The sequence below is a fragment of the Stenotrophomonas sp. OVS01A genome, from assembly GCF_019969775.1.
GTDB classification, from domain to species: Bacteria; Pseudomonadota; Gammaproteobacteria; order Xanthomonadales; family Xanthomonadaceae; genus Stenotrophomonas; species Stenotrophomonas indicatrix.
The window spans coordinates 117,829-144,393 of the sequence record NZ_JAHXYV010000006.1; the positions used below are offsets into that span (position 1 = coordinate 117,829).

Sequence of the window (26,565 nt, forward strand, 5' to 3'; positions counted from 1 at the left end):
GGTAACGCTGTTGGTGGTATCGCCGCTGTTGGTAGATGTCGACCTTGGTCGACACAGTAGATCCACGCCATGCGTGGATGAGCAGAAACAAGAAGGGGTCAGATCCCTTTCCCGGTGGGAAAGAGCTCTGACCCCATCTGTGCATTACCGAGGTGTCTTACCAGTTCGGGTCTTCGGCCGGGGCGGCGGCGGGCTTGGGCTTCGGCTTGCTGGCCGGGCGCGCTGCGGCGGCCGGGGCGGCCGATGCGGTTGCGCCGGCGGCGGCCTTGGGCTTGCTGCCCAGCTTCTGGCGCAGTTCGATCTGGCCGGGGCGGAAACCACCGCGCATCGCGTCGACGCCCTCTTCCAGGGTGCCGTAGGACGTCTGCGCGGCAACGCGGTCGATGCGGATGGTGCAGCACGGATGCTCGCTGCGGCCGAGCGAACGGCCGGTCTGCGGGTCCTTCAGCTCTTCGCCCAGGCGCACGGCCTGCCAGCGCTGGCCGACCTGCACGGTGTCACCGCCCTGGCTCAGCACCACCTGGTCGCCATCGACAGACACCACCGACACCGGGAACAGCGTGGTGACGATCGTGCTGCCGATCTGCCCGGACAGCGAGTCCATCATCGAGGCGGCCATGCTGCGGCCATTGACCACGCGCGGCAGCGTGCTGGGGCCGGTCGAGGCCAACTGATGGTCGAAGCTGTCGGACATCACCACCTGGCCGGTGGTGGCATTGACCAGGCGCAGGGTGATGCGGCCGCCACCGGAATACGAGGTCACCTGGCGATCGGACATGCGCAGGTTGCGCACGCTGCGCGGGTACTCGAACCGTTCGATGGTCGGAATCAGGATCAGGTCGGTCGCCAGCTGCTGGCCAACGCGCGCGGTGTCCTGCAGGCGCACGTTGCCACTGTTGATGTGGTCGATCTCGGCCTGCAGTTCGTCGCCGAACTCGCGGTCCAGCACGATGAAACGCTGGGTCTGGGTAAGCGTGTCGGACAGCCGCGCGCGGATCGCCTGGGCGACCTCGTCGGCGTTCACCCGGCCATCGCCAACGGCATAGCTGCCCGACTTGGTGCGCGGCAGGGCCACCACGATCTTCGGCTTGCCTTCTTCGTCAGGTGCACGGTACTGGGCAATCTGCGCGCGGACACGCACCTTCCAGTAGCTGCGCATGCTGCGCCGGGTGACATCCGAATCGAAGGAGCTGGCACCGCGCTTGGCGTCTACCTTCACCTGCTCCTCGTAGTTTTCCTTGACGCTGGCCGACGCCGAGCCGCCCTTGGCGGAAGCTTCGCCGGAAGCGCTGGCCGAGGCCGACCCCTTGAAGCTCCAGCCTTCGTCGCTGGCGCGCACGCGGGCGATGGTTTCTTCGTCGAGCTGGCTCACTTCATCCTGCGAGAGGATTTCATAGCCCAGCACCGCGCCCTGCGAGCCGGCAATCATCTGCTGGGAGAACGCGTCGGCGCGGATATCGCCGACGTGTTCACCGTCCACGTCCACATGCAGGCCTGCGCGCAGGCTCTGCATCTGGCTGGCCACGCGTACGCCGTTGACCTGGGCCACGGCCGACTGCAATGCCGCCAGCACCGCCAGTTCCGGGGTGCTGCCGATACCGTCGGCTTCACGCGCGACCTGGGTGGTGCCGCCGAAATCCGGCGTGCCACGCAGGGGCGCTTCCTGCACCGGCGCATTGCTGGCCAGTGCACTGGCAGCCTTGTCCTTGGCCGGAGCGGTTTCTGCCGGTGCATCCTGCTTGCCGCAGGCTGCCAGCAGGGCCGCTGCCAGGCCCAGGCCGATCAATCGAGTCGTCGTACGCATGCGGAGCTGCCTCGTATCAGAGCGAATCCAGCATCGAATCGGCGTTGGACGGCACCTTCACCTTGCTCTTCTTGGCGAAGGTCACAGCCGACTTGGTCGAGCCGTACAGACCCTTGATGAAGCCCGGCGATTCCTTGGCAACCCAGGCACCGGCGGCCAGCTTGCGGCCAACGGTGGCCATCTGGGTGGCGCCCAGGTTCTTCATGCCGGCCGCAAAGCCGCTGGCTTCGCCGCTCAGCTTCTGTGCTTCGGCAGCCGAGGCCAGCAGCGAGACCAGGCCTTCGGCGTAGTGCTGCTTGGATTCAGCGTTCAGTTCCGGCTGTGCGGCCTGGCGCTCGTCGATGGCGGCCTGGGCGGCTTCGCTGACCGACACCGACTTCTTCATCGCATCGACGTTCACCGAACCGGACGACAGCGCCTGGCGCTCGGCTTCCAGCAGCTGCACCTGCTCGGCCAGGCCGAAGGCACGGGCGAAGGAGGTCTGTGCCTGCAGCGAGTGCGACTGCGAGCTGACGAAACGACGGACCAGCGCTTCCTGCGCGGCTTCGTCCGGGGCGGCAGCGCTGGCGCTGCTGCTGGAGCTGCCGGTGGCACCACCGGCCAGGTCCTTCAGCTTGCCGAACTGGGCGTGGGCCGGCATCGACAGGGTGGCGGCCGCGATGGCAACGACGAGAGCGGTATTACGGATCATGGAAGAGTCCTTTGGGAGAGACGGCCGCAATGCGGCGCGCGGGATCGGGGATAGCAGCGGGTCAGTGCCGAGCACGCTCGGCACCCACCAGGGCCGGTAACGCCGGGCCATGCCCGGCGAGCGCAGCGGTAACGTCAGCGGACCGCCTTGACGTTCAGTTCGTTGATCATCTGCTGGGCGGCCTTTTCGGCAGCCAGCTGCAGTGCATTGGTGCGGGCGACGGTTTCGTTCGGGCCGGTACCGGAGAACTGCACCGGGCCCACCGACGACACGGTGCGCGGGAAGCGACCGGTCACGTCCAGCACCTTGCCGGTGACAGTGACGAACACGCGGGTGTTGCCGCTGGCCGGATCACGGTCGCGCATGCCGACGTCGAGGGTGCCGACGGCGATGTACGGGATGTTCGCCGCACGGATGCCGTTGGCGGTATCGCGCAGGGTGGCCGCGGAGAGATCGTTGCCGGTGCTGAAGTCCTTGCGGATGCGCTCGATGCTGAGCAGGCCGCGCGACTCGCCTTCCACGTATTCGGCTTCAACCACTTCGTAGCCGGCGGCGCTGAAGGCACCGGTCATGGCCGTGTTGACTTCGGCGGCGTTGGCCACCTTCCAGCTGATGTTGTCGCTGCGGGCGGTGGTGCTGCCGCCGCTGGTGACCGACACCGAGCCGTTCTGGTTGATGCTGCCGTTGGTGCTGACCGAGTTGCCGCGGAAGCTGTCGCCCTCACGGGTGTTCTCGCTGTAGCTGCTGCTGGCGTCGACGCGGCGGTATTCCTTGTCCTGGAACGACTGCACGGTGTCCTGCGAGCGCGCCATGAACAGGAAGGTCAGCAGCGAGCGCTGTGCGGCGGTGGCACCGGCCACGGCCGAACCGGCATCCAGCTTGGTCTGCAGCAGGGTGGTGTTGATTTCGGCGCGGACGGTGACGCTGTAGGTCTTGGCCTTCTTGTCTTCGTTGTCCGACAGCTGCACGGCGCTGAGCACGTAGCGGTCGATTTCACCGAGGAACTCGGCGCGACGCGATTCGAACAGGCGCAGCTTGGCCGCACCGGATTCGGCGATGTACGCCTCCAGTGCATTGGCCTTGGCCTTGTTCAGGGCCTGCGCACGGGTATCGGCACTCAGGCGCAGGCTGTAGCTGGCCGAACCGGTACCGCGCGAGCTGGCAGTCTGCGCGGCGACCGGCGAGGCCACCGCCAGGGCGATGAGGATGAGCAGGATGGTACGCATCAGCGACATGATTTGATCAACTCCTGGAGGGCTTGGGTCTGTTGCTGCAGCGGGCGTCCGCCGGGCTTCTGCTCGTCCAGCCAGGCGCGCGAATCGGCACGCTTGGCGGCGGCGCCGGCGAAGGCATCGAAGCCGGCCAGCAGGGTTTCGTAGCTGGCCGACCACTGGTCGACCTGCCACTGCGTGACCGGCACCACCTTGGTGGCGCCCTTGCGCAGCGGCTGTTCGAAGTACACCTTGCCGGAGAACGGCTCGGTGACCTTGGCGGTGAAGAACGCGCCGAACAGCATCGTCTTCATCGCCGGCGTTTCACTGATGACGCCGTTCTTCAGCGCATCCACCTGCAGGCTGATGACGTAGTCGGCCTCGGGGATCTTCAGCTGGTAGACCTTGCCGTCGGCAAAGCGCGCGGCCATGGCACCGCCGATCGCCTGGCCCGAGGCCGGCGGCAGCAGGCCGACACCGGTATTGGACGACAGCGTCTTGGACAGTTCGTGTGCCAGCGTGGCGCGCAGCGGACCGGCCCACTTCGGGTCGGGCAGCTTGGCCAGCGTGGCGTCGGACAAGGTCACCGCACCCACCTGCAGGCGACGCGTGGCCGCTTCCGGCAGCTTGGCCTGGGCCAGGGTGGTGGCCAGCACCTGCGACAGGCTGGTATCGGCACCGCCGTACAGCAGATCGGCGACGATCGCGTCGATATCGTCGCTGTCCGGGCGGTACTCCTGCACGTCGATGCGCTGCAGGGTAAGCGGATAGGAGGCGATCACCTGGCGCTCGCGGAAATCGAAGAACAGCGCCTGCAGTGCCACTTCCACCAGCACCTTGTACTGGTCGCCGATCGGTTCGACCGATACCAGCTCGCGGTCCAGCGCAGCGGCCAGCACCACGGCACTGGTGGTGCCATCGAGCATCGCCACCGGCTGGTCGATCAGTTCCAGGTTGGCCGGCGCGCGGCGCTTGAGCGCCTGTGCCAGGGTCTGGTTGAGCGGAATCAGGCCACGCTTTTCCAGCACGGCATGCGCGTGCGGGGTGGTCGCCTGTACGGCGGCGGCGTCAGCGGTATAGGCAAAGCCGGCCCAGTAGGCCTGCTGCGATTTGTCTGCGGCCTGGCTGGCCAACGGCCATACGGCCAGGCACAGGGCATAGGCAAGCAGGCGCGCAAAAGCGCGCGGTGCGCTCTTCGTCCTTGAAAACATCCAACCGCTCCTCGGTCACGACACACGAATGACAGGCGCGAACACGCCCGCTGGGCGCGAAACATAGCCGCTCCGGGGCAAACCGACAAGTGCTGACCTTGTCGGCTTCAATTTTCCTGCGGCAGGCCGGCCCGTTGCCGCAGCAGGGTCCGCTCTGCCTGGTTCTGGCTCAACGCCGCTGCCGAGGCGAATGCGTCACGCGCGTCCTGCTCCCGCCCCAACTGCTGCAGCAGTTCGCCGCGCACCACCATCAGCGGTGCGTAGCCCTGCAGGCGTGGCTCATCCAGCAGCGGCTGCAATAGTGCCCATGCCGCGAACGCGCCTTCGCTGCGCGACACCGCCACCACCCGGTTCAATGCCACCACCGGCGATGGCATTACCTGCAGCAGCTGCGCATACAGTGCAGCGATGCGCGCCCAGTCGGTGTCTTCGGCACGCCGCGCACTGGCATGGCAGAAGGCGATCCGCGCCTGCAGCACATAGGGGTCATCGCCGCCACCCGCCGACACCGCACGCGCCAGTGCCTGCTGGCCGCGTTCGATCTGCAGCCAGTCCCAGCGCGCCCGGTTCTGCTGGTCCAGCAGGATCGGCGCACCCTGCGCATCCACCCGTGCCGCCGCGCGCGAGGCCTGCAGTTCCATCAGCGCCAACAGGCCCAGTACCGGCGGCACCGGCATGCGATGGGCGAGGATGCGCGCCAGCCGCAGCGCCTCGGCGCACAGCGCCGGTCGCATCCAGTCGTCGCCTGCACTGGCTGCATAGCCTTCGTTGAACACCAGGTAGATCGCCTCCAGCACCGAGGCCAGTCGCTCCGGCAATGCATCGGCACGCGGCACTTCGTAGGGGATCTGCTTCTGCGCCAGCGTGCGCTTGGCACGTACGATGCGCTGGGCGATGGTCGGCTCCGGCTGCAGGAACGCGCGGGCGATCTCGGTCGTGGTCAGCCCGCCCAGCAGGCGCAGGCTCAGCGCCACCCGCGCGTCGGCAGGCAGGACTGGATGGCAGGCCACGAACATCAGCCGCAGCAGGTCATCGCCGATGTCGTCTTCCAGCGCCTGGCTGTCGTCGGGCGCGGGCAATGCGGCCGGATGCAGTTCCTCCCCCCATTGCGCATGCTGCTGCGCCACCCGACGGTGCTGGCGCAGCACATCGATGGCGCGGTTGCGCGCGGTGGTCATCAGCCAGGCTCCAGGATTGTCCGGGATGCCCTGCACCGGCCAACGCTCCAGCGCGGCCAGCCAGGTGTCCTGGGCCAGCTCTTCGGCACGACCGACATCGCCGCCGAGCAGGCGCGCCAGGCGCGCGATCAACACTGGCGATTCCATCCGCCAGAGGGTGTCCAGGCGCTGGCTCAGGGCGGGCTCGTGCATGCGCCGATCACAGCATGCGGGCCCGGCCCGCACAAGCGCCGGCGTTCACGCTTCCACGATCGGCTTGAAGCCGCCCCAGAACATGCGCTTGGTATCGAACGGCATGTCCTTCGGGCCGATATGCGCCAGCCGCGGGTCGGCCATCACCTTCTTGTTGATGCGGTCGCGCGCGGCACGCGTGCGGAACACCACGAAGGCCACGATCACCGTTTCGCCCGGCTTGAGCTTCACCGCCTGCGGGAACGAGGTCGATTTTCCGGGTTGCACGTCATCGGCCACGCATTCCATGTACTGCAGCGCGCCATGGTCCTTCCACACTGCGCCGGCCTGGCGGGCAAGGCGGCGATAGGCCGCCACCTTGTCCTGCGGGCACGGCAATACGTAAGCATCCACGTAAGCCATGGGGATTCTCCCTGCGGCGGCCGCTCAGCCCGGCTCGCCGTCCATGTGTGCGATTTCCCAGAGATGCCCATCCAGGTCCTGGAAGCCGCGCTGGTACATGAAGCCGTAGTCGCGCGCCGGCTGCGGTTCGCTGGCACCGGCGGCCAACGCCTTGTCCACCATGGCGTCCACCGCCTTGCGGCTGTCAGCCGACAGGCAGGTGATCACCTCGGTCTGCGCATGCGCATCGGCGATGCCCTTGGTGGTGAACTGCTGGAAGAACGGCTTGACCAGCAGCATCACGAAGATGCTCTCGCTGACCACCATGCAGGCGGCGTTCTCGTCGGTGAAGGCCGGGTTGAAGCTGTAGCCCAGCGCGGCGAAGAACGCCTTGGCTTTTTCCAGATCCTGCACGGGCAGGTTGACGAAGATCATCTGCGGTTGCGGTGTACTCATCGGTGCGGTTCCCTGCGAAGGATGGAGAAAAGGAAAATCAGGGCTGCTTCATGCAGTTGACCATCCACGGCTTGCCGTAGCGGTCGGTCAACATGCCCCAGCGGTGGGCCCAGAAGGTTTCGGCGATCGGCATCTGCACCTGGCCACCCTCGGCCAGCGCCGCGAAAACGCGCTCGGCTTCTTCGATGCTGTCCACGTCGACGTTGATGGTGGTCGAGCCACCCTCGCCGCCGCCGGGACCATCGGCTGCCATCAGGATCGCCGCGCCGATCTCCAGCTGGCTGTGGGCCACATGGTCGAGGGTGTCGGCCGGCATTTCATTGCAGCCCGGCGAGCCGTCGGACGGCGGCATGTCGCGGTACTTCATCTCCGACGTGACCTGGCCGCCAAGTGCCTTGGCATAGAACGCCATTGCGTCGTGGGCCTGGCCGCTGAAGCCGAGGAAGGGAATCAGTTTCATGGGAATGCTCCGTAGGATGGGATGAATGCGCGGCCGTGCTCAGGCACGGTCGAGCTGCTCACGCAGACGCTGTTCCTGCTGCTGTAATTCAGGGGTGAAGGCTTCGCCGAAGTCTTCGGCGGAAATCAACGGGCGCAGCTCCAGCGCACCGCCCGCGCCGAAGGGCGCACGGCTGGCCCATTCGGTGGCCTCGTCCAGCGAGCGCACGTCCCACAGCCAGAACCCGGCGATCTGCTCGCCGGCCGGGCCGAACGGGCCGCTCTCGACCCGGGGCGTACCACCGCCGAAATGGACGCGCCGGCCGCGCTGGGTGGCATGCAGGCCTTCCCCGGCGAGCATGATGCCGGCGGCCACCAGTTGTTCGTTGTAGGCGCCCATGGTGGCCAGTTCCTGTTCGCTGGGCATGCGCCCGGCTTCGGAATCGGCGTTGGCTTTGACGATCACCATCACTTTCATTGCGGTCTCCGCTGGGCTGCGGGTGCGTGCCCTTCCCTCTTACAACGAACCAGGGGCGCGAGAATCGACACCGTCGTGCAGATTATTTTTCCTGCGGAGAGCGCGCCTTCGGCGGGGATCGGCGAACGGCGGGGCCCCTCCGTGGTGGGGTGGGGTTGGTCGCTGAAAGCTGGGTTTCCGAGTGAAGGCTGGGCGGGTGGGATTGGCGGGGACGCCGTGAATCCGTCCCTGGAGGCTTAGCCGCGCCATCCATGGCGCGGATACCCCGCCAACCCCACCCGCCCAGCCCCAGACAGATTCCGGTGGCCGAACCACCACGGGAAGATCAAGAAAAAAGGCAGAAGCAACAGCAACAGCAACAGCAACAGCAACAGCAAAAGCAAAAGCGGTTGGCTGGCAGCCTTCGCTTTGCGAGCGGAGCGACCCGCTTTTGCCTTTTCCTGTGATTTCCCGTGGTGGATGCCGCAGGAACCTGTCCGTGGCCGGGCGGGTGGGTTGCGCGGGGGCGTAAGCGCCATGGATGGCGCGCCCGAGCCTACAAGGACGTATTCACGGCGTCCCCTGCGCAGCCCACCCGCCCGGCCAACCCGCAGAGATGCAGCTCTTCACGACCAACCCCACCACGGAGGGGCCCCGCCGTTCGCCGATCCCCGCCGAAGGCGCGCTTCCCGCTCTGCCTTTCGCAGTGCAGCATGCCCCCGCGCAAACCTGCGCGATCATGGACCCCCGCCCCCGCCAGGACTCCGCCATGCAGCAGTACCTGCTTCTGATCTACATCGACCCGTCACTGCTGCGCACACTGCCCATCGACGACTTCAATACGTTGATGCGCGACTGCCTCGCCCATGCCGACAAACTGCAGGCCGAAGGCACGTTGCTGGCCGCGCAGAAACTGCAGCCGATCGAATCGGCGCAGACCCTGCGCGTGCGCGATGGCCACAGCCGGGTACTCGATGGCCCCTTCGCCGAAACCCGCGAACTGCTGGCCGGCTTCAACCTGATCGTGGCCCGTGACCGCGATGAGGCCATGCGTATCGCCCAGGGCTTCCCGTGGGCCCGCTTCGGCAGCATCGAGGTGCGGCCGCTGGAAGACATGGACGCCGAGCGCGAACGCTGCGGCGCCCCGGCCGCGGCTATGGCAGCAGCCGTACCCTGATGTCGCGCGGGCCCACGCCTTCGTTGCCGCTGTAGTCGCGCGCACTGGCACGCACGATGTACTCGCCCGGCGGCAACGCCGCCGGCTGCCAGCGCCCGGTTTCCATCAGCCCATCGCGCACGGTGTTGGTCACCAGATAACGGAAGCGGGTGACCGCGCTGCCATGCACGGTGATGCCGCTGTCGGGTGCGTAAGCCACTTTCACCGCCTGCTTCTGCGGTGGCATGCGGTTGAAGACGATGTTCCAGCGCGGCTGCTCGTAGCCCTGCAGCGGCTGCCCGGCGGCATCGAGGATCTGGTAGCCCACCTGGTATGGCCCCAGCCGGCGACGTGGCAGGTTGTTGTCCACCTGGTCCCAGGCTTCCACCACGATCTGCACGCCGCGTCCCTGCCGGGCCAGCATCACCACGCCATCACTGCCGGCGGCCATTGGCTGGTCGTTGTCGTCCAGCAGCGCCACATCGGTGATGCGCGGCGCGAAGTGGTCGGCATAGCCCTTGAACCCCAGCGCCACCGCATTGGTCTCGAAACCGCCATTGCCCACGGCCAGGTGCACGTGCGCCTGGTTGTTGATGCTGCCCAGGCGGTCGCCGACGTGGATGCGTGTACCACGGCGCACGCGGATGCGCTCCAGCGTGCCGTCTTCGGCGTACAGCGGCTGCCAGCGCGCGTCGAACGGTTCGCCGCGTGGCGTGCGACCGACGCGCATGTGGATGTATTTCAACCGGTCCACGGCCAGGCCCTCAGCCTGCCCACCGAGGCTCCAGGCGGCAATCGGGCTGCTGATCTTGCCCTCGGCGATCGCCAGTACGGTCTGGCCGACATCGCCGCGCACATCGAAGCCGCCGTGCAGGTGGTGGCGGCTCTCACCCTGGAAGGTGCCGCGCACCTCGCCGAGCGTGCCCACCACTTCGTGCCAGCCATCCTGCGGTGCCAGTGGCCAGCGCCCGCCACTGTCCGGCAGCGCCGCATCCGAGGCCGGGCCCACCAGCGCCGGTGCGGGCAGTTCACCCACCGGCAACGGGCGCAGGCGATGCAGGCGATAAGCCGCGGAATCGGCCACCAGCAGAGTGCCGTCGGCCTCCACCGCCAGACCGCTGGGGCGCGCCAGGCGTGGCAGGCGGTCATTGCCCAGCAGTGCCAGCTGATGCCCCTGCGGGGTCACCTGCACGATGCGTCCATCCAGGTCACCCACGTACAGCACGCCGTCATGCGTGGTGGCCAGTGACAGCGGGCCATTGATGACCTCCCCGCGGCCAACGACGGTGCTGACCATGCCATCGGTGCCGACGCGACGCACTGCGTTGTTGAACAGATCGGCCACCAGCAGTGCGCCGTGCGCATCGAAGGCCAGCGCCACCGGTGTATCGAAACGAGCGTCAGCGCCAAGCGCATCGGCGAAGCCCGGGCGGTCGCCGCCGGCCAACGTACGCACGTTGCCATCGGTACCGATCACCCGGATGCGGTCATTCCAGGTATCAGCCACATAGACCTGTCCCTGCGCATCCACGGCGATGCCCATCGGCCCATCGAAGCGCGCCTGCGCGGCAGGACCATCGGCGAAGCCTTGCTGGCCACCGGCCAGCGTCGTCACCTGTCCATCGGTACTGACGCGCCGGATCGCATGATTGCCGGTGTCGGCCACATACAGATTGCCCTGCGCATCGGCGGCAATACCCGAAGGCGTGTTGAAACTTGCCTGCAGGGCAGGCCCATCAACACGACCCTCGCTCTGCCCCGCTACCGTTTCAATACGGCCATCGGGCAGGCGGCGGCGAATGCGGTTGTTGTCACCGGCATCGGTGAAGTAGACGCTGCCATCGGCGCTGGCCAGCAGCGCGTAGGGGTCGGCAAAGCGTGCCTGCGCCGAGGCGCCATCGCGATCACCCGGATGACCGTCGCCGGCCAGCAGCTCGATCTGTGCGGTCCACGCCAGCGGCGTCGGTACAGGGCCAGCCGGCACCTGCGGGCCGGAGGCGGGGAACTCCCACCAGGTTGCCGCCAATGCCACCGCTGTTGCCACCACTACGCCTGCCGCCATCCAATGCCGCCGTGCCATCGTTCCTGTTCGCCTGCCAGACCGTGAAGAGGGTCAGACGATAGTCGCTGCACTCCCGGCTGCCAAGGCCGCGCCGCTGCAAATGCGGGGGTGCTTGTGGTGGCAGCCCTTTGCGGGTTCAAATCAACGCACTTCGCATTCAAATCAACGCACTTTCCAAGGATGGATGCCGTCATGTCCCGACCTACCCTGCCTCTCGCCGCGCTGCTGCTCACCGTGCTGGCGGCAGCATCTGCACACGCCGTCGAGCCCCATCCCGAGGCGCCAGCGCAGGAGATCGCGGATACCCCCTTTTCCGCCTACCAGCAACGGTGGGAGTCGGCGTTGATGATGGCCGGCAGCGGCAACATGCTGGGTGCCATGATCGCATTCGAACGGCTGATGGACGATCCGTTGTTCGCCCGTCTCGAGCCCGCCGTGCGTGGGCGCAACGCGCAGATCGCCGGTGCCACCGCGTTGATGCAGGATGCCCCCGGCGTTGCCCGCCGCTACCTGCAGCAGGCACTGACCGCGCTGCCGAACGATCCGGCCACGCTGGCCACCCTGGTATCGGTGGAACTGGCCGAGGACAACACCGCCGCCGCAACCCTACACCTGCTGCAAGCGGCCACCCATGCAGATGCCCCCGTGCAGGTTGATACGCAGACCGTCAGCTACCTGCAGTACACGCTGCGTGCGCAGCCGGCTCAACGCATGGCCCTGCTGAAGAGCCTGTTCGACAACCAGTGGACGGGGGATGGCGTTGAACCCACTGGCCTCTGGCTGGTGCTGGCGACATTGCAGGTCGAGCACGGCCGCAGCGCAGAGGCAGCTGCCACGATTGCCCGCATCGATACACCGTTGGAGGTGATCGCATTGCGCAGCGACAAGCGCTTCGACCGCTACGTCGATCGCCGCGATCCGCGGTTCGATCCGCAGCAGGTGGCACAGCGCAAGCTGGATGACCTGCGCGTGTCGGGCCTGCTCGACCGCCGCTTGAATGCCAAGCTGGCTGCGTTCGGCTTCATCCAGCTGATGGTGGGCGAGAACGAGCAGATCGTGCAGTTCACCGATGACATGGCGCGGATGGTCAGTGCCGGCCAGCGTCCTGCGGGTCAGGAGGCAACGTGGCTGGCGTGGCTGCTGGACTACCGCACGCTGGCACTGCGCCGGCTGGATCGCATCGACGACTCGGTGGCGGCCGCACGACTGACCGATGCGGTCGGTGCCCTTGGCCCGGACGCGGCCGAGCACCGCATGAACCTGGCCTTCATGCTGTCTGCCACTGGCCACGAACGCGAGAGCGACACCCTGCTTGCAGGCATGGACGGGCTGTCGCCCTTCGGGCTTGCGGCGCGCGCCTACCTGACCTTCGTGCATGCGCGCGAGAACAACGATCCGGCGGCAGCGGCGGCCGCGCGCGCGGAAATCGTCAGCCACCGCAAGGACGCACCCCAGATCCATATGGAACTGCTGATTGAAGAAGGCGACATGGAGGCCGCCGCAGCCGCGCTGATAAGCCAACTGGAATCCGCAGAGGATCGCACCGACGCACTGCTCAGCCTGCAGGACATGCGCGTGTATCCCTCGCTGCCCGCGGAGCGGGTGGCCGACGAACGCTGGCGCGAACTGAAACGGCGTGCCGATGTGCGTGCCGCGATCAACCGCGTCGGCCGGATTGAACGCTACCCTCTCTACAGCATTTCCACATCGCGCTGATCGCCGGTCATTTCGCCGGCACTTCGATACGGATGCCCATCGCTTCGCGGTAGCGCGTATACAGGGCCATCACCTTGTCCACGTAGGCCAGGGTTTCGGCATACGGTGGCACGCCCTTGTAGCGCGCCACCGCACCGATGCCGGCGTTGTAGGCCGCCGCTGCCAGCGGACGGTCGCCGTTGTAGCGGCGCAGCAGCGCGCGCATATAGCGGGCGCCGCCGTCGATGGACTGCTGCGGCGAGAACGGGTCGCGCACGCCGTATTCCAGCGCGGTGTCCGGCATCAGCTGCATCACGCCCTGCGCGCCCTTGCTGGACACCGCCAGCGCGTCGAAATTGCTTTCGGCGTGGGCGATCGCCCGCAACCAGGCATCGTCCACGCCGGTGGCCTTGGCCGCCGCCTTGAACTGTTTTGCGTGCTGGGCCAGCTGGGGCTTGCCGACCTTGCCCAGGCCTTCATGCGCCGGTTCGCCCGGCGGTGTGGCCACGGTGAACTTCAGGAACACCCGCGAGCCGGGCAGGTTGCGGGTGGAATAGACAAGCTTGCCGTCCTGCTCGCGCTCGTACAGCACGCCACTGAACACGCCCATGTTGCCCCACAGGTTGGGGGTCTGCACGGCGCTGTCCTCGATCTCCTTCGGCGTGCAGCGCGAGCCGGGCTCCGGTGCGGTGGCCAGGCTGACGGTGTTGCCCTGCACGCAGCGGTAGACCGTGCGCGCAGCGGCCAGCCCTGGCCACAGGCCAGACAGCAACAACAGCGCGACGAGGGCGGGACGGAGGGACATGGCGGCGGGATGATCCGGCCGCGGCCGCTAACACTGAGTGAATGGGGGGTTCGGCCGGGCGGCGCCCGGCACCCGCAGAAGCAACGGCCGCAGCAACAGCCGAAGCAACAGCAGAAGCTGGCTTCCTGAAGGTAGGCGGGGTGGGTCCGGTTGCGGGGGGCGCTGCAAGTACGTCCCTGTAAGCTCGGTCGCCGCATCCATGCGGCTCACGCCCCCGCAACCGGACCCACCCCGCCTTCGACAGATTTCCGCGATCTGGGAACGGTGTTCTGTGCTGCTGTTGGTGGGTGTCGACCATGCGGCTGTTGATGGGTGTCGACCACGCGGCTTCTGGTGGGTGTCGACCTTGGTCGACACGTGTAGATCCACGCCATGCGTGGATGGGACTCGCCGAGGCCGCTCGATCTGTTGGCGAGGGTCTTGCTGACTACTGCGCCATCTCCCGCGGCGGCTGAAGGATGTCGACCATGCGGCTGTTGGTGGGTGTCGACCTTGGTCGACACGTAGATCCACGCCATGCGTGGATGAGACTCACCGGGGCCGTTGGATCTGTTGGCGAGGGTCTTGCTGACTACTGCGCCATCTCCCGCGGCTGCTGGTGGGTGTCGACCTTGGTCGACACGTAGATCCACGCCCCATGCGTGGATGGGGCTCACCGAGGCCGTTGGATCTGTTGGCGAGGGTCTTGCTGACTATCTCGCCATCTTCCGCCGCAGCCAATAACCGGCGCCCAGCAGCACGAACCACGCTGGGCTGGCGATCAGCGCCTGGCGGGTGTCGGCCTGCAGGCTCAGCAGCACCAGCACGGCGGCGAAGAACAGCAGGCAGGCCCAGCACATCGCCACGCCACCGGGCATCTTGAAGATCGAGGCCGCGTGGCGCTCAGGGTAGCGGCGGCGGTAGACCATGTAGGCCACCAGGATCAGCGACCAGACGAAGATGAACAACACCGTCGCCAGGGTCGTCACCAGGGTGAAGGCGGTCACCAGGTTGGGGATCAGGTAGATCAGCAGGGTGCCGCCCAGCAGGCACAGGCAGGAAAACAGCAGGCCCCGTGCCGGCACTGCAGCGCGCGAGAGCTTGGACAGGCCACGTGGTGCGTGGCCTTCCTCGGCCAGGCCATACAGCATGCGGCTGGTGGAGAAGATGCCGCTGTTGGCCGAGGACGTGGCCGAGGTCAGCACCACGAAGTTGATCAGGCTGGCGGCGGCGGGAATGCCGGCCAGCACGAACAGCTGCACGAACGGGCTCTTGTCCGGCACCACCTGGCGCCATGGGGTCACCGCCATGATCGCGATCAGCGCCAGCACGTAGAAGATGATGATGCGCACGGGGATCGAGTTGATCGCCTTGGGCAGGTTGCGCTCGGGGTCAGCCGTTTCCGCAGCGGTGGTGCCCACCAGCTCGATGCCGACGAAGGCGAACACCGCGATCTGGAAACCGGCGAAGAAACCCACCAGGCCCATCGGGAACATGCCGCCGTCATTCCACAGGTTCGACAGCGATGCGGTGTGGCCGCTGGGCGAAGTGAAGCCCCACGCCACCAGTCCAGCACCGGTGATGATCAGCGCGCAGATCGCCACGATCTTGATCAGCGCGAACCAGAACTCCATTTCGCCGAACAGCTTCACCGTCACCAGGTTCAACGACAGCAGCAGCATCACGCAGGCCAGCGCCGGTTTCCACGCTTCCAGTCCCGGGAACCAGAACTGCGCATAGGCGGCGATGGCGATCACGTCGGCGATGGCGGTGACGATCCAGCAGAACCAGTACGTCCACCCGCAGAAGAACCCGGCCCATGGGCCAAGCAGATCGGTGGAGAAATCGATGAAGGATTTGTACTGCAGGTTGGACAGCAGCAACTCGCCCATCGCCCGCATCACGAAGAACAGCATCGCGCCGATGATCAGGTAGACGAACACGATGGACGGGCCGGCCAGGCTGATGGTCTTGCCCGAACCCATGAACAGGCCGGTGCCGATGGCACCGCCGATGGCGATCAGTTGCAGGTGGCGGTTGGACAGGCTGCGGCGCAGGTGCTCGGGGGGCGTGGCGGGCTCGGTCATGGGCGCGGGAAGGGGCGGGTGAAGCGTTCGACGTTAGTCCTCCCGCTGCCACAACGCCAGCGCCGGACGGCCCAGGGCCGTCAGCAAGTGTCACTTTCACCACAATGTGACCCGTTACCGCCTTTGTCCCATTCCGCCCAGCCCTGCGCCGTGTTCATATACCGCCATCGCCCAAGGACCGGCCCCGCCCATGTGCCCAGCCCTGCACACCTCTCTGGAGCCCCGGTCATGAGCCGACTGCGGGTCATCATCGGCGGCACCGTCCTGGCCGTGCTGGCCGCTGCAGTGCCGATCGCGGTCATGGTCTATGCCACCTGGGACCGTGCCGTAAGTGTCGAACAGCAGCGGCTGCATGCCATCGCCGAGCGCAGCCTGCGCCGTACCGAAGTGTCCTACCAGGAAGCACTGGCGGCATTGAAGTCGGCCGAGGCCACTGTCCTGCCGCCCTGCGGGGCCGAACACATCCAGCGCATGCAGACCCTGGTGATGACCACGCCGTCGTCGGACCAGATGGGCTACTTCGAGGGCGGCAAGCTGCGCTGCACGTCGTGGGGGCCGTTCCAGCAGGATGTGGACCAGCCCACGCCGGACCACGTCACCAGCGATGGTGCCGGCATCACCGTCAACGTGCGCCCCGAGGCGGCTGGCCGGCGGCCGATGCTGTCCATGATGTACGGGTCCTATGACGTGCTGGTCGACCCTCGGCGCTTCGTCGACGTCATCGTCGATCCGGACGTGCGGCTGGCCCTGGCAAGTCCGGATGGACGGCTGCTGACCCAGCAGGATGGCATGGACCCGGCCCTGCTGCAGCGCCTGCTGCGTGAGCCCGGCGAAGGCCTGGACCGCGACACCCTGTATGCCAGCGCGCGCAGCGGTGAATGGCTGGCGATCGCCACGGCGCCGCGCACCGCGCTGGCGGCCACGTTCCGGCAGCAGGCGTGGCTGTTCGTGCCCTTGGGCCTGCTGATGGCCGCCGCCGGTGCCGGGCTGGTGATCTGGCTGTCGCGACGACGGCTGTCGATGCGCGGCGAACTGGGCATCGCCATCCGCCGCCGCGAACTCTACCTGCACTACCAGCCCATCATCGAACTGGACACCGGCATCTGCGTCGGCGCCGAGGCGCTGGTGCGCTGGCAGCGCCCCGACGGCACGCAGGTGCGTCCGGACCTGTTCATTCCCTTGGCCGAAGAAGCCGGGATGATCGCCGCCATCACCGACCTGGTGATCGAGAACGTGGTTGCCGACATGCGTGAGCTGCTGGCCGAGGATCGCAGTGCACACATCGCGATCAACCTGGCGGCCGAGGACATCAGCAGCGGACGGGCGCTGAAGGTGATCTCGCAGCGCATGGCCGGCAGCGGCATCCTGCCGCAACAGATCTGGCTGGAGGCCACCGAACATGGCTTCCTCGACATCGACCGTGCCCGCACCATGCTGGCTGCGGCGCGGCGCGCGGGCCACAGCGTGGCCATCGATGATTTCGGTGTCGGCTATTCCAGCCTGCAGTACCTGCAGCAGCTGCCGCTGGATGCACTGAAGATCGACAAGTCCTTCGTCGATGCGATCGGCACCGAAAGCGCGACCAGCCCGGTCACGCCGCACATCATCGGCATGGCCCGCGAGCTGGGCCTGTGGGTGGTGGCCGAAGGTGTGGAAACCGAAGCGCAGCTGGCCTACCTGCACAGCCAGCACGTGCAGTTCGGCCAGGGCTGGCTGTTCTCGCGGCCGTTGCCGCGCGATGAGTTCATCGCCTTCCACCGCAAGCGCCAGCAGCAGTACGGCGCGGCGCGGGAGCACATGCAGAATCCGCGCAGCGTGCCGTTCGAGCGCGAGCAGGCGGGGGAGTAGCCGGCGAACGGCGCCGCCCCTCGTGGTGGGTCGCTAAGAGCGGTTCGTGGGCTGGCCGGGACAGATCTCTGCGGCGTTCCACCACGTAAATAGAGAAGAGAAAAGCAACAGCGGGTCGCTGCGCTCGCGCACGCTGTTGAGCTTCGGCTGGGGTAGTGCCGGCCGCTGGCCGGCAACCCCGTCACCCTCGATCGACGCCTACGCCCAGGCCTTCGGCCGCGCCCAGACCCACAGGCCGCACACCACCAGCAGCAGCAACGGCAGCCAGGCCAGGTGCTGGGCGCCGCTGGCCTGCAGCATCAGGCCGCCGCCGACGCCGCCGGCGGCGATGGCCAGGTTCCAGCCGGTCACCAGCATCGACTGCGCCAGGTCGGCGGCGGCACCGGCGCGGCGCGTCAGGGCGGTCTGGAACAGGGTGGGTACCGCACCGAACGCGACGCCCCACAGGATCGTCACCAGCAGCAGCACGCCCGGCACGCCTGGCCACAGCAACAGCGAAGCCACCGCCATCACGAAGCCGATCACGCTGGCCCACACCAGCGCGCGCAGGTGGCGGTCCACGCCCCAGCCGGCGATGGCGATGCCCACGATCGCGGCGATGCCGAATGCCAGCAGCAGCCGGTCCAGCCACGTCCCGGCGCCGGCCTGCACTGCCAACGGCTCGATGTAGGTGTACAGCACGTTGTGCGCCAGCACGTACAGCACCATCACCAGCAGCGTGCTGCGGATGCCGGGCATGCGCCAGACCGAGCCCAGCGACATGCGCTGGCCTGCACCGGCCGCCGGCAACGCGGGCAGTGCCCATCGGGCGTAGCCGAGCAGCAGCACCGCCAACACGCTCATCAACGCGAACGCCCAGCGCCACCCGATCTGCTGGCCCAGCAAGGTGCCGGCCGGCACTCCCAGCGACAGCGCCAGCGGCGAGCCGATCATCGCTACCGCGATCGCCCTTCCCTGCAGTTCCGGCACCACCATGCGTGCGGCATAGCCGGCCACCAACGACCACAGCAGGCCCGCGCCCACACCCGCCAGGAAGCGCGCTACCAGGGTCAGCACGTAGTCGTGGCTCAGCGCGGTCACGGTGTTGACCACCATGAAGCCGGCAATCGCCGCCAGCAGCAGCGGACGGCGCGGCAGGCGCTGGGTCAGCGCGGTCATCGGCAACGCAGCCAGCACCGAGCCCAGTGCATACACGCTCACCAGCTGCCCTGCGGCCGCATCGCTGACGCCGAGGCTCTCGCCCATCGGCCGCAGCACGCCCGCTGGCAGCGTTTCGGTCAGCAGAGTGATGAAGCCACCACCGGCCAGTGCCAGCAGCCCGCGCCACGGCAAGCGTGTTGCTTCACCCGCCGGAGCTGCTGCATCAATTGCGTGACCGCTCATCGCACCGTCTCCAGATCGGCGTACACCGCATCGCGCAGTTCATCGACAAACGCGCCATGCATGCCTTCGTACAGCGTGTTGGTCAGCGCGACCACGCTCAGGCCACGCGCCGGGTCCACGAACCAGCTGTGGCCGTAAGCACCGCCCCAACGCCATGTCCCTGCGGTCTGCGGTGTGCCGCTGGCCGCTGCATCACGCAGCACCGCAAAGCCGAGGCCGAAGCCCCAACCCGGCGGATCAACCGGTCCCAGCTCGCCGACCTGCGGGGTTCCCATCTGTGCAACCACGCTGTCCGGCAGCAGCTGCGAGGCGCGCACATCGCGCAACGCTTCCAGCACGGCCATTACCTCGTCGGCACTGCCCACCAGCCCCGCGCCTGCCGACGGATAGCGGTGTGAGTCGGTCGCCCGCGCCACGCTGTATTCGATGCCCACCGATCCCTCGAACGCAGGCACCACCTCGCCCTCCCGCAACCGATGCGGCTGCGGCAGGTCACTGACATACGGCGTGGCCAGACGAGCGCTCTCGGCGGTGGCGAACGCGGTATTGCGCAGGCCCAGCGGCTGCGCCAACAACCGGTCGAACAACACCTGCAACCTTTCGCCGGTGGCCGCTTCAGCCACGGCGCCCGCCACATCCACGCCCAGCGAGTACAGCCACTGGCTGCCCGGCGCGAACAACAGCGGCGCCTGCGCGATACGCTGCACGTTCTGCTGCAGCGTCACCGGGTTCGCGTCCATGCCATCGCTCACACCCGCCTGGGCATAGGGCCCTTGAGCATCGGCTTCCAGGAAGCGGTAGCCCAGCCCACTGCTGTGGCTGAGCAGCTGGCGCAGGCTGATCGGCGGGCGACTGCCATCGGCCAGTGCCGGGCGGAACGCCGGCAACCAGCGCTGCACCGGCGCGTCCAGGTCCAGCACCCCCTCGGCTACCAGGCGCAGGATCACCGTGGTCAGCAGCGGCTTGCTCACCGAGGCCAGCCGGAACAGGTGGTCGCGGCGCATCGGCGTGTTCGATTCACGGTCGGCCAGGCCACTGGCGCTGGCGTGGCGCAGCACGCCGTGCTCGCGCACCAGTACCACCGCACCGACCAGGCGCTGTGGATGCACGGTCCGCAGCAGTGCGCTCACCGCGGGCAGCGCCGGTGCGGTATCAACAGGAAGGGCGAGTGTCATCGGGGTGATCCGTGGGGAGAGGCCCGCCACGGTAGGCAGCTCCGGCGCCGGCAAAAAGCGGGGCGGGGCTCCGTGCATCATGGACCGCAAGGTCCGCAATCGGCATGATGCCCGGAACCGCTGGGCCGTACCGCCCCGCCAGGCCCGCGCACCGCAGTGTTGCGCGGGCCACGTCAGCGGGCCGGACTGCCGCGCCCTACCCTGCCCACTTTCGCAGCGACCTTCCCCATGTCCGTCCTCGACAACCTGGCCAACCTGCAGACCTTCGTCCACGCCGCGGACACCCGCAGCTTCGTCGACACCGGCCGCGTGCAGGGCATCTCCGCCTCAGCCGCCGGCAAGTGCGTGGCCCGGCTTGAACACGCACTCGGCGTGCGCCTGTTCCACCGCAGCACGCGCAGCATCACCCTCACGGCCGAGGGCCAGCTGTTCCTGGCACGCTGCCGCCGCATCCTCGACGAACGCGATGCCGCACGCACCGAACTGGCCCAGCAACATGCAACCCCCAGCGGCACCCTGCGCATCAGCCTGCCGCTGGTGGGCGACCTGACCCTGCCGCTGATGGCCGAATTCATGGCGGCCTACCCGGACATCCGGCTGGAGCTGGATTTCTGCGATCGCCTGGTCGATGTCATCGAGGAAGGCTTCGACGCCGTGCTGCGCGTTGGCGAGCCCAGCGATTCACGCCTCACCGCGCGTCGCCTCGGTGTGTTCCCACGCCGCGTGGTTGCATCGCCGGCGTACCTGCAACGGCATGGCGTTCCACGCACGCCGGGCGACCTGCTGCAGCACCGCCTGCTGCACTACCGCTTCCCCAGCACCGGCAAGCTCGAGCCATGGCCGATCCTCTGGCCCGAAGGCGAAACGGCACAGGATCTGCCGGTGCACCTGGTCGCCAACACCATCGAAGCGCGGGTGGCACTGGCGCTGCGCGACGGGGGCCTGGCGTTCGTGCCGGTGCATTCGGTGCGCGATGCACTGGCCGATGGCCGGCTGGTCACCGTGCTTGAAGAGCACGTGCATTCCTGCGGCATCTTCCACCTGCTGTGGCCCTCCGGCCGCCACGTGCTGCCGAAGCTGCGGGTGTTCATCGAATTCGTTGGCGCGCGGCTGGATACGGTGCCCTGACCCCGCGCCACGGCCACGACCATTCAGCTCGCGGCGCTATACTGCCCGCTCATTCCCCACCGAGGCTCGCGACCAATGCGCCAGTGATGCCGCCGTCTTCGCACTAGACGGCCCGACTCTTCCCGCCCCTGCGCGCAGGGGAGAACCAGGCATCCATGGAGGTCGCATGACTTCGCATTCCCTCACGCTCGATCGCGTGTCGTATCGGTTGGCCGATGGCCGACCGTTGTTTTCCGATCTGTCCTTTTCCTTCGAACCGGTGGCCACCGGGCTGGTCGGCGCCAATGGCGCCGGCAAGAGCGTGCTCGCGCGCCTGCTCGCCGGCCAGCTGTCGCCCGACGATGGCCGCGTGCACCGCAGTGGCCAGGTGTTCCTGTTGCCTACGCCGGGCTATCCGCCACGTGGCACGGTGGGTGAACTGGCCGGCGTCGGCGCCGAGCTGGCGGCACTGGCGCGCATCGAAGCAGGCAGCATCGATGAAGCCGATTTCGCCTGCGTGGGCGACCACTGGGACCTGCGCGAACGCCTGCAGCAGCAGTGGCAGGCGATGCAGTTGCCGACCGACCTTGATCCGGCGCAGCCCGCCTCCCGGCTCAGTGGCGGCCAGGCGATGCAGGTGGCGCTGTCCGGCGCGTGGGCCAGCGGCGCGGACTGGCTGATCCTCGACGAGCCAAGCAATCATCTCGACGCCCGGCATCGCCACCAGCTGTACGCACAGCTGCAGCAGTGGCAGGGCGGCCTGCTGGCCATCAGCCACGACCGTGGCCTGCTCGCGCAGATGGCGCAGATCGTCGAACTGGACGCGCACGGCCTGCATCGTTACGGCGGACCGTGGCAGCACTATGCCGACACACGCGCCGCCGAACGCGAGGCCGCCGCCGCGCAGCTGGAGCATGCCCGTGCCCAGCACCGGCAGCAGCAACGCAGCGCGCGCGAACAGAACGAGCGCCAGCAGCAGCGGCAGGCACGTGGCAACCGCGAAGCGCGCGAGGCCAACCAGGCACCGATCCTGCTCGGTCGGCAGAAGCAGCGCGCCGAAGCCAGCCACGGCCGTGCGCAGCAGATCCAGAGCGACCGCCTGCAGGCCAGCGCGGCGCAGGTGCGCGCCGCCGCTGCGGCGGTACACGTGACGCCAGAACTGGCGTTGTTCAGTGGCGAAGGCGAGCGTGGCCAGGCCCGCCTGCTGCAGGCGCACGATCTGGTGCTGCCGCATGGCTGCAACGCGGCGCTGCAGCTGGAGATCCGGCGCGGCCAGCGCATCGCCGTCGTGGGCGACAACGGCAGCGGCAAGTCGACGCTGCTGCGCGTGCTGGCCGGGCAGCTGGCGGCACGCAGCGGTCAGGTGCAGCGGCATGCGCCGCTGGCCCTGCTCGACCAGCAACTGCTGGGGCTTGCAGGTGAGCAGAGCATTCTCGATGCCGTGCGCGCTGCGAATCCCGCGGCCGATGCGGGTGAACTGCGTACGCGTCTTGCCCTGCTGGGCCTGGATGCGCAGCGCGTCCAGCGCCCGGCCAGCAGCCTCAGCGATGGCGAGCGGGTGAAAGGGGCACTGGCCAGCGTGCTGTACGCCGATCCTGCCCCGCAGCTGCTGTTGCTGGACGAGCCGGGCAACGCGCTGGACCTTGCTGCGCTGCAGGCGCTGGAAGAGCTGCTGGCGGCGTGGCCGGGGGCCTTGCTGATGGTCAGCCATGACACCCACCTGCTGCAGGCCCTGCGGCCAACGCAGGTGCTGCAGGTCGGTGATGCAGGTTGGCGGTGGCGCGATGCGTTGTAGGGCCGAGCACATGCTCGGCTCCTGCAGCCTCTCATCCACGCATGGCGTGGATCTACTGCCAGCCTCTCATCCACGCATGGCGTGGATCTACTGCCAGCCTCCCATCCACGCATGGCGTGGATCTACTACCAGCCTCTCATCCACGCGTAGCGTGGATCTACTGCCAGCCTCTCATCCACGCGTGGTGCAGACGCATCAACGCTTCCACACCGGGAACGCCTGCGGCATCTGCTGCCACAGCAAGGGCCCGGCCTGCAGCTCGGTGTCGTTGAGCAGGCACGCATCCAGTGTGGCGCGCACCAAACGCTCGTCCATGTGCACGCCGATCACCACCAGTTCCTGCCGGCGGTCACCCCACAGCGGATGCCACAGGCGTGCCATCGCCGAGTGCGCGGCCGCGTCCGGGAATTCCCGTACGTCCGGCAGCGGCGCGCTCCAGCAGTCGGCCTGCTGCCGGGCCCAGCCCAGATCGCTGTAAGGCAGCGGCGTTGGCGGCAGCAGCGGCGTGGTGTCCTCCTGGCCGGCGTGCACCCGCTCGCGCGCCGCATACCAGAAGCCCGCCGCCTGGGTGCGTGTGGCCGCGCCCACACTGTTCAACTCACCCACCCAGTCCATGCGGTTGGCCAGCCAGAACCAGCCCTTGCTGCGGATCACGCCGGGCATGCCGTGCTGCAATGTGCGCGCGAAGCGAGCGGGATGGAACGGCCGCCGTGAGCGATAGACGAAGCTGCCGATGCCGTACTCCTCGGTTTCCGGCGTGTGCTCGCCACGCAGTTCCTTCACCCAACCGGGGGCCTGCTGCGCGCGCTCGAAATCGAAGCGGCCGGTATCCAGCAGCTCGGCAAGCGGGACATCGCCGAAGCGGGACAGCAGCAGCTTCGCGTCGCGGTTCAACCCGCGCAGCACGGCCAGCGTGTCCTGCAGCACTTCGTCGTCCACCTGGTCCACCTTGCTGACCACGATCACATCGGCGAATTCCACCTGCTCGCACAGCAGGTCGACCACGCCACGATCATCATCCGGCCCCGCCTGCTGACCGCGCTCGGCCAGGCGCAGTGTCGAACCGAAATCGGCCAGGAAGGCGCTGCCATCCACCACCGTCACCATCGTGTCCAGCCGTGCGATATCGCTCAGGCTGAAGCCGTGCTCATCGCGCACCGCGAAGGTGGCAGCCACCGGCATCGGCTCGCCGATCCCGGTCGATTCGATCAGCAGGTAGTCGTAGCGGCCGCTGTCGGCCAAACGCCTGACCTCCTGCAGCAGATCATCGCGCAGCGTGCAGCAGATGCAGCCATTGCTGAACTCCACCAGCGTCTCTTCGGTGCGACGCAGTTCGGCGCCGCCATCGCGCAACAGCTGCGCATCGATGTTGACCTCGCTCATGTCGTTGACGATCACCGCCACCCGCAGGCCATCGCGGTTGCGCAGGATCTGGTTGAGCAGGGTGGTCTTGCCGGCCCCAAGGAAGCCGGAAAGCACGGTGACCGGAAGGCGGCGGTCGGCGCGGGAAACAGTGTTCATGTCGGAGCGGGCTGGCTGCGGAATGGAAATGTTACTGTATAACAATTGTCGCGCAAGGAACTCCCCGCATGAAGTCGCCCGCTGCCGCCCTGCTTGATGCCGGCGCCGTCGCCCTGTCCAGCCTGTGCCTGCTGCATTGCCTGGCACTGCCCCTGCTGGCGGCCGCGCTGCCGCTGTTCGGCGTCTGGGCCAAAGCGGAGTGGGTGCACCTGGTCTTCGTCGCCATCGCGCTGCCGATGACCGGCTTTGCCCTGTGGCGCGCCGAACGCCGCCAGCCGCTGCCTGCGCTGGCATGGCTGAGCGCGGGCATGGGCCTGGCGCTGTTGATGGCCGGGGCGCTGGCACTGCCCTCGCACGCCTGGGAGACCCCGCTGACGGTCACCGGCAGCCTGCTGCTGGCCGCCACGCACCTGTGGAACGCGCAGCACCGGCACCGCAGAAGCTAGTGCCGGCCGCTGGCCGACAACTGCAGGCATCGTCCGCAGGTCATGAGGTTGCCGGCCAGCGGCCGGCACTACCCAGCTATTTGCCGTAACGCCGCAGCAGTGCCACCAGTACCTCGGCTTCGGCCGCCCGCTGCGCCGGGTCGTCCGCGCCCACCACGTGTTCCTGCAGATGCTCGTGCAGCAGTTCCATCAGCAGGCTGTGGGCAGCGCCACGCACGGCCGCCACCTGCACCAGCACATCGGCGCAGTCGCCTGCCTCGCCCTCGGGCGTGTTCAATGCCTGTTCCAGCGCCGCCACCTGCCCGCCGATGCGGCGCACCCGGGTCAGCAGCTGCTTTCGATTTCTGTGTACATGGGCCATTGCGGGATCATATACCCTATGGGGGTATCCACCCAAGCCTGACCGCCGCCATGCACCTGGACGTCCTCGCCGCCGCCCGCCGCCACGAGCACCGCTTCGACCACGGCAATCCGCTGGCCGAACGCAGCACCCGCCGCGCGATGTGGCTCACCGTCAGCATGATGCTGGTGGAGATCGTCGGTGGCTGGTGGTTCAACTCCATGGCCGTGCTGGCCGACGGCTGGCACATGAGCTCGCACGCGCTGGCACTGGGCCTGTCGGTGTTCGCCTACCGCTGCGCACGGCGCTACGCGCACGATCCGCGCTTCGCCTTCGGCACCTGGAAGATCGAGATCCTGGCCGGCTATACCAGCGCCATCGCCCTGCTCGGCGTCGCCGCGCTGATGGCCGTGCAATCGCTGGAACGCCTGTGGGTGCCCGCGCCCATCCACTACAACGAAGCCATCGCCATCGCCGCGGTCGGCCTGGGTGTGAACCTGCTGTGCGCATGGTGGCTGCATGACAGCCCCGGCCACGCCCATCACCACCATGGACACGGGCACGACCATGGTGATCATCATGGGTATGGGCATGACCACGATCACGGCCACGACCATTCCCACGGCCACGACCTCAACCTGCGGTCGGCCTACGTGCACGTGCTGGCCGACGCCGCCACCTCGGTGCTGGCCATCGTCGCCCTGCTGGGCGGCAAGCTGCTCGGCCTGACCTGGCTGGATCCGGTGATGGGCCTGGTCGGCGCGGTGCTGGTCACCGTCTGGGCAATCGGCCTGCTGCGCGACAGCGGCCGCATCCTGCTCGACGCGCAGATGGATGCGCCGGTGGTGGCCGAGGTACGCGAAGTGATCGAGCAGGGTCCGTGGCCGGCACGCCTGGCCGACCTGCACGTGTGGCAGGTGGGGCGCGGCAAGTACGCCGTCGCCGCCAGCGTGGTCACCAGTGATGCCACGCTCGATCCGGACACCGTGCGCCAGGCGCTGGCGATCCACGAGGAACTGGTGCATGTCACCGTGGAGATCCACCGCAGCGCGTGACGCCAGCAGGGCGGCGGTTCTTGCCGAAAATCTGTACCGGCCACGGCTGCGTGCTGCCTACACTGGCCGCACCTGCCCCGTCGGGACATCCC

23 protein-coding genes are annotated in these 26,565 nt (G+C 67.8%); 7 read left to right on the forward strand and 16 right to left on the reverse strand.

Going from position 1 to position 26,565, the window contains the following annotated elements:
* Positions 1-157: 157 nt before the first annotated feature.
* The 9 genes from LC407_RS17710 to LC407_RS17750 all read right to left on the reverse strand — a co-directional run bounded on the left by LC407_RS17710 (position 158) and on the right by LC407_RS17750 (position 8,040).
* Positions 158-1,804, reverse strand: a complete 1,647-nt coding sequence (locus tag LC407_RS17710) for a CsgG/HfaB family protein (protein WP_025878388.1) — start codon at positions 1,802-1,804, stop codon at positions 158-160.
* Between the two features lie 16 nt (positions 1,805-1,820).
* The gene (locus LC407_RS17715; RefSeq protein WP_025878387.1) at positions 1,821-2,495 is read right to left on the reverse strand and encodes a hypothetical protein; all 675 of its coding nucleotides are present in this window, start codon (positions 2,493-2,495) and stop codon (positions 1,821-1,823) included.
* A gap of 134 nt (positions 2,496-2,629) precedes the next feature.
* Positions 2,630-3,730: a hypothetical protein gene (locus LC407_RS17720; protein WP_025878386.1), complete on the reverse strand. Its 1,101-nt coding sequence runs from the start codon at positions 3,728-3,730 to the stop codon at positions 2,630-2,632.
* Positions 3,721-4,917: a hypothetical protein gene (locus LC407_RS17725; protein ID WP_025878385.1), complete on the reverse strand. Its 1,197-nt coding sequence runs from the start codon at positions 4,915-4,917 to the stop codon at positions 3,721-3,723. The genes LC407_RS17720 and LC407_RS17725 overlap by 10 nt, the downstream gene beginning before the upstream one ends.
* Positions 4,918-5,024: 107 nt before the next feature.
* Positions 5,025-6,287, reverse strand: coding sequence for an RNA polymerase sigma factor (locus LC407_RS17730; RefSeq protein WP_032977077.1), 1,263 nt, complete (start codon positions 6,285-6,287; stop codon positions 5,025-5,027).
* 45 nt (positions 6,288-6,332) lie between these two features.
* The gene (locus LC407_RS17735) at positions 6,333-6,689 is read right to left on the reverse strand and encodes a DUF1428 domain-containing protein (RefSeq protein WP_025878383.1); all 357 of its coding nucleotides are present in this window, start codon (positions 6,687-6,689) and stop codon (positions 6,333-6,335) included.
* 24 nt (positions 6,690-6,713) lie between these two features.
* Positions 6,714-7,124, reverse strand: coding sequence for a VOC family protein (locus tag LC407_RS17740; protein ID WP_025878382.1), 411 nt, complete (start codon positions 7,122-7,124; stop codon positions 6,714-6,716).
* 37 nt (positions 7,125-7,161) lie between these two features.
* Positions 7,162-7,584: a VOC family protein gene (locus LC407_RS17745; protein ID WP_025878381.1), complete on the reverse strand. Its 423-nt coding sequence runs from the start codon at positions 7,582-7,584 to the stop codon at positions 7,162-7,164.
* 39 nt (positions 7,585-7,623) lie between these two features.
* A complete protein-coding gene (locus tag LC407_RS17750) occupies positions 7,624-8,040 on the reverse strand; it encodes a YciI family protein (RefSeq protein ID WP_032977081.1) in 417 nt (138 codons plus the stop codon).
* Positions 8,041-8,788: 748 nt separating this feature from the next.
* On the opposite strand from LC407_RS17750, the gene LC407_RS17755 reads away from it, so the two are divergent.
* Positions 8,789-9,196, forward strand: coding sequence for a YciI family protein (locus tag LC407_RS17755; RefSeq protein WP_049464203.1), 408 nt, complete (start codon positions 8,789-8,791; stop codon positions 9,194-9,196).
* On the opposite strand, the gene LC407_RS17760 is transcribed toward LC407_RS17755, so the two are convergent.
* Positions 9,174-11,255, reverse strand: a complete 2,082-nt coding sequence (locus LC407_RS17760; RefSeq protein ID WP_223483311.1) for an NHL repeat-containing protein — start codon at positions 11,253-11,255, stop codon at positions 9,174-9,176. The two genes, LC407_RS17755 and LC407_RS17760, sit on opposite strands and share 23 nt — an antisense overlap.
* 174 nt (positions 11,256-11,429) lie before the next feature.
* Here LC407_RS17760 and LC407_RS17765 point away from each other — a divergent pair, with 174 nt between their 5' ends.
* A complete protein-coding gene (locus LC407_RS17765; RefSeq protein ID WP_223483312.1) occupies positions 11,430-12,953 on the forward strand; it encodes a hypothetical protein in 1,524 nt (507 codons plus the stop codon).
* Positions 12,954-12,960: 7 nt separating this feature from the next.
* On the opposite strand, the gene LC407_RS17770 is transcribed toward LC407_RS17765, so the two are convergent.
* Positions 12,961-13,737, reverse strand: a complete 777-nt coding sequence (locus LC407_RS17770; protein WP_033830232.1) for a lytic transglycosylase domain-containing protein — start codon at positions 13,735-13,737, stop codon at positions 12,961-12,963.
* Between the two features lie 692 nt (positions 13,738-14,429).
* Positions 14,430-15,803, reverse strand: a complete 1,374-nt coding sequence (gene cycA / locus LC407_RS17775; RefSeq protein ID WP_080150650.1) for a D-serine/D-alanine/glycine transporter — start codon at positions 15,801-15,803, stop codon at positions 14,430-14,432.
* A gap of 228 nt (positions 15,804-16,031) precedes the next feature.
* Here cycA and LC407_RS17780 point away from each other — a divergent pair, with 228 nt between their 5' ends.
* On the forward strand, positions 16,032-17,651 hold the full coding sequence (locus tag LC407_RS17780; RefSeq protein WP_025879192.1) for an EAL domain-containing protein: 1,620 nt from the start codon (positions 16,032-16,034) through the stop codon (positions 17,649-17,651).
* Positions 17,652-17,849: 198 nt separating this feature from the next.
* Here LC407_RS17780 and LC407_RS17785 read toward each other — a convergent pair whose 3' ends face one another.
* Both LC407_RS17785 and LC407_RS17790 read right to left on the reverse strand, forming a co-directional pair.
* Positions 17,850-19,034, reverse strand: coding sequence for an MFS transporter (locus LC407_RS17785; RefSeq protein ID WP_223483313.1), 1,185 nt, complete (start codon positions 19,032-19,034; stop codon positions 17,850-17,852).
* Entirely contained in the window at positions 19,031-20,209 is a 1,179-nt protein-coding gene (locus LC407_RS17790) for a serine hydrolase domain-containing protein (protein ID WP_223483314.1), read from the reverse strand. The genes LC407_RS17785 and LC407_RS17790 overlap by 4 nt, the downstream gene beginning before the upstream one ends.
* 228 nt (positions 20,210-20,437) lie before the next feature.
* Between LC407_RS17790 and LC407_RS17795 the strand changes: the two genes are divergently transcribed.
* Both LC407_RS17795 and LC407_RS17800 read left to right on the forward strand, forming a co-directional pair.
* Positions 20,438-21,337 carry a LysR family transcriptional regulator gene (locus LC407_RS17795; RefSeq protein WP_059065838.1) on the forward strand — a complete coding sequence of 300 codons (900 nt, stop codon included), beginning with the start codon at positions 20,438-20,440 and terminating at the stop codon, positions 21,335-21,337.
* A 166-nt stretch (positions 21,338-21,503) separates the two neighbouring features.
* A complete protein-coding gene (locus LC407_RS17800; RefSeq protein ID WP_223483315.1) occupies positions 21,504-23,111 on the forward strand; it encodes an ATP-binding cassette domain-containing protein in 1,608 nt (535 codons plus the stop codon).
* A 195-nt stretch (positions 23,112-23,306) separates the two neighbouring features.
* Here LC407_RS17800 and LC407_RS17805 read toward each other — a convergent pair whose 3' ends face one another.
* The gene (locus LC407_RS17805; protein ID WP_223483316.1) at positions 23,307-24,632 is read right to left on the reverse strand and encodes a GTP-binding protein; all 1,326 of its coding nucleotides are present in this window, start codon (positions 24,630-24,632) and stop codon (positions 23,307-23,309) included.
* Between the two features lie 68 nt (positions 24,633-24,700).
* Between LC407_RS17805 and LC407_RS17810 the strand changes: the two genes are divergently transcribed.
* Positions 24,701-25,078, forward strand: a complete 378-nt coding sequence (locus LC407_RS17810; protein WP_223483317.1) for a MerC domain-containing protein — start codon at positions 24,701-24,703, stop codon at positions 25,076-25,078.
* 76 nt (positions 25,079-25,154) lie between these two features.
* Here the strand turns inward: LC407_RS17810 and LC407_RS17815 are convergent, their stop codons facing one another.
* The gene (locus tag LC407_RS17815; protein WP_099841815.1) at positions 25,155-25,439 is read right to left on the reverse strand and encodes a metal/formaldehyde-sensitive transcriptional repressor; all 285 of its coding nucleotides are present in this window, start codon (positions 25,437-25,439) and stop codon (positions 25,155-25,157) included.
* 50 nt (positions 25,440-25,489) lie between these two features.
* Between LC407_RS17815 and dmeF the strand changes: the two genes are divergently transcribed.
* Positions 25,490-26,473: a CDF family Co(II)/Ni(II) efflux transporter DmeF gene (gene dmeF, locus LC407_RS17820; RefSeq protein WP_223483318.1), complete on the forward strand. Its 984-nt coding sequence runs from the start codon at positions 25,490-25,492 to the stop codon at positions 26,471-26,473.
* Positions 26,474-26,565 lie beyond the last annotated feature (92 nt).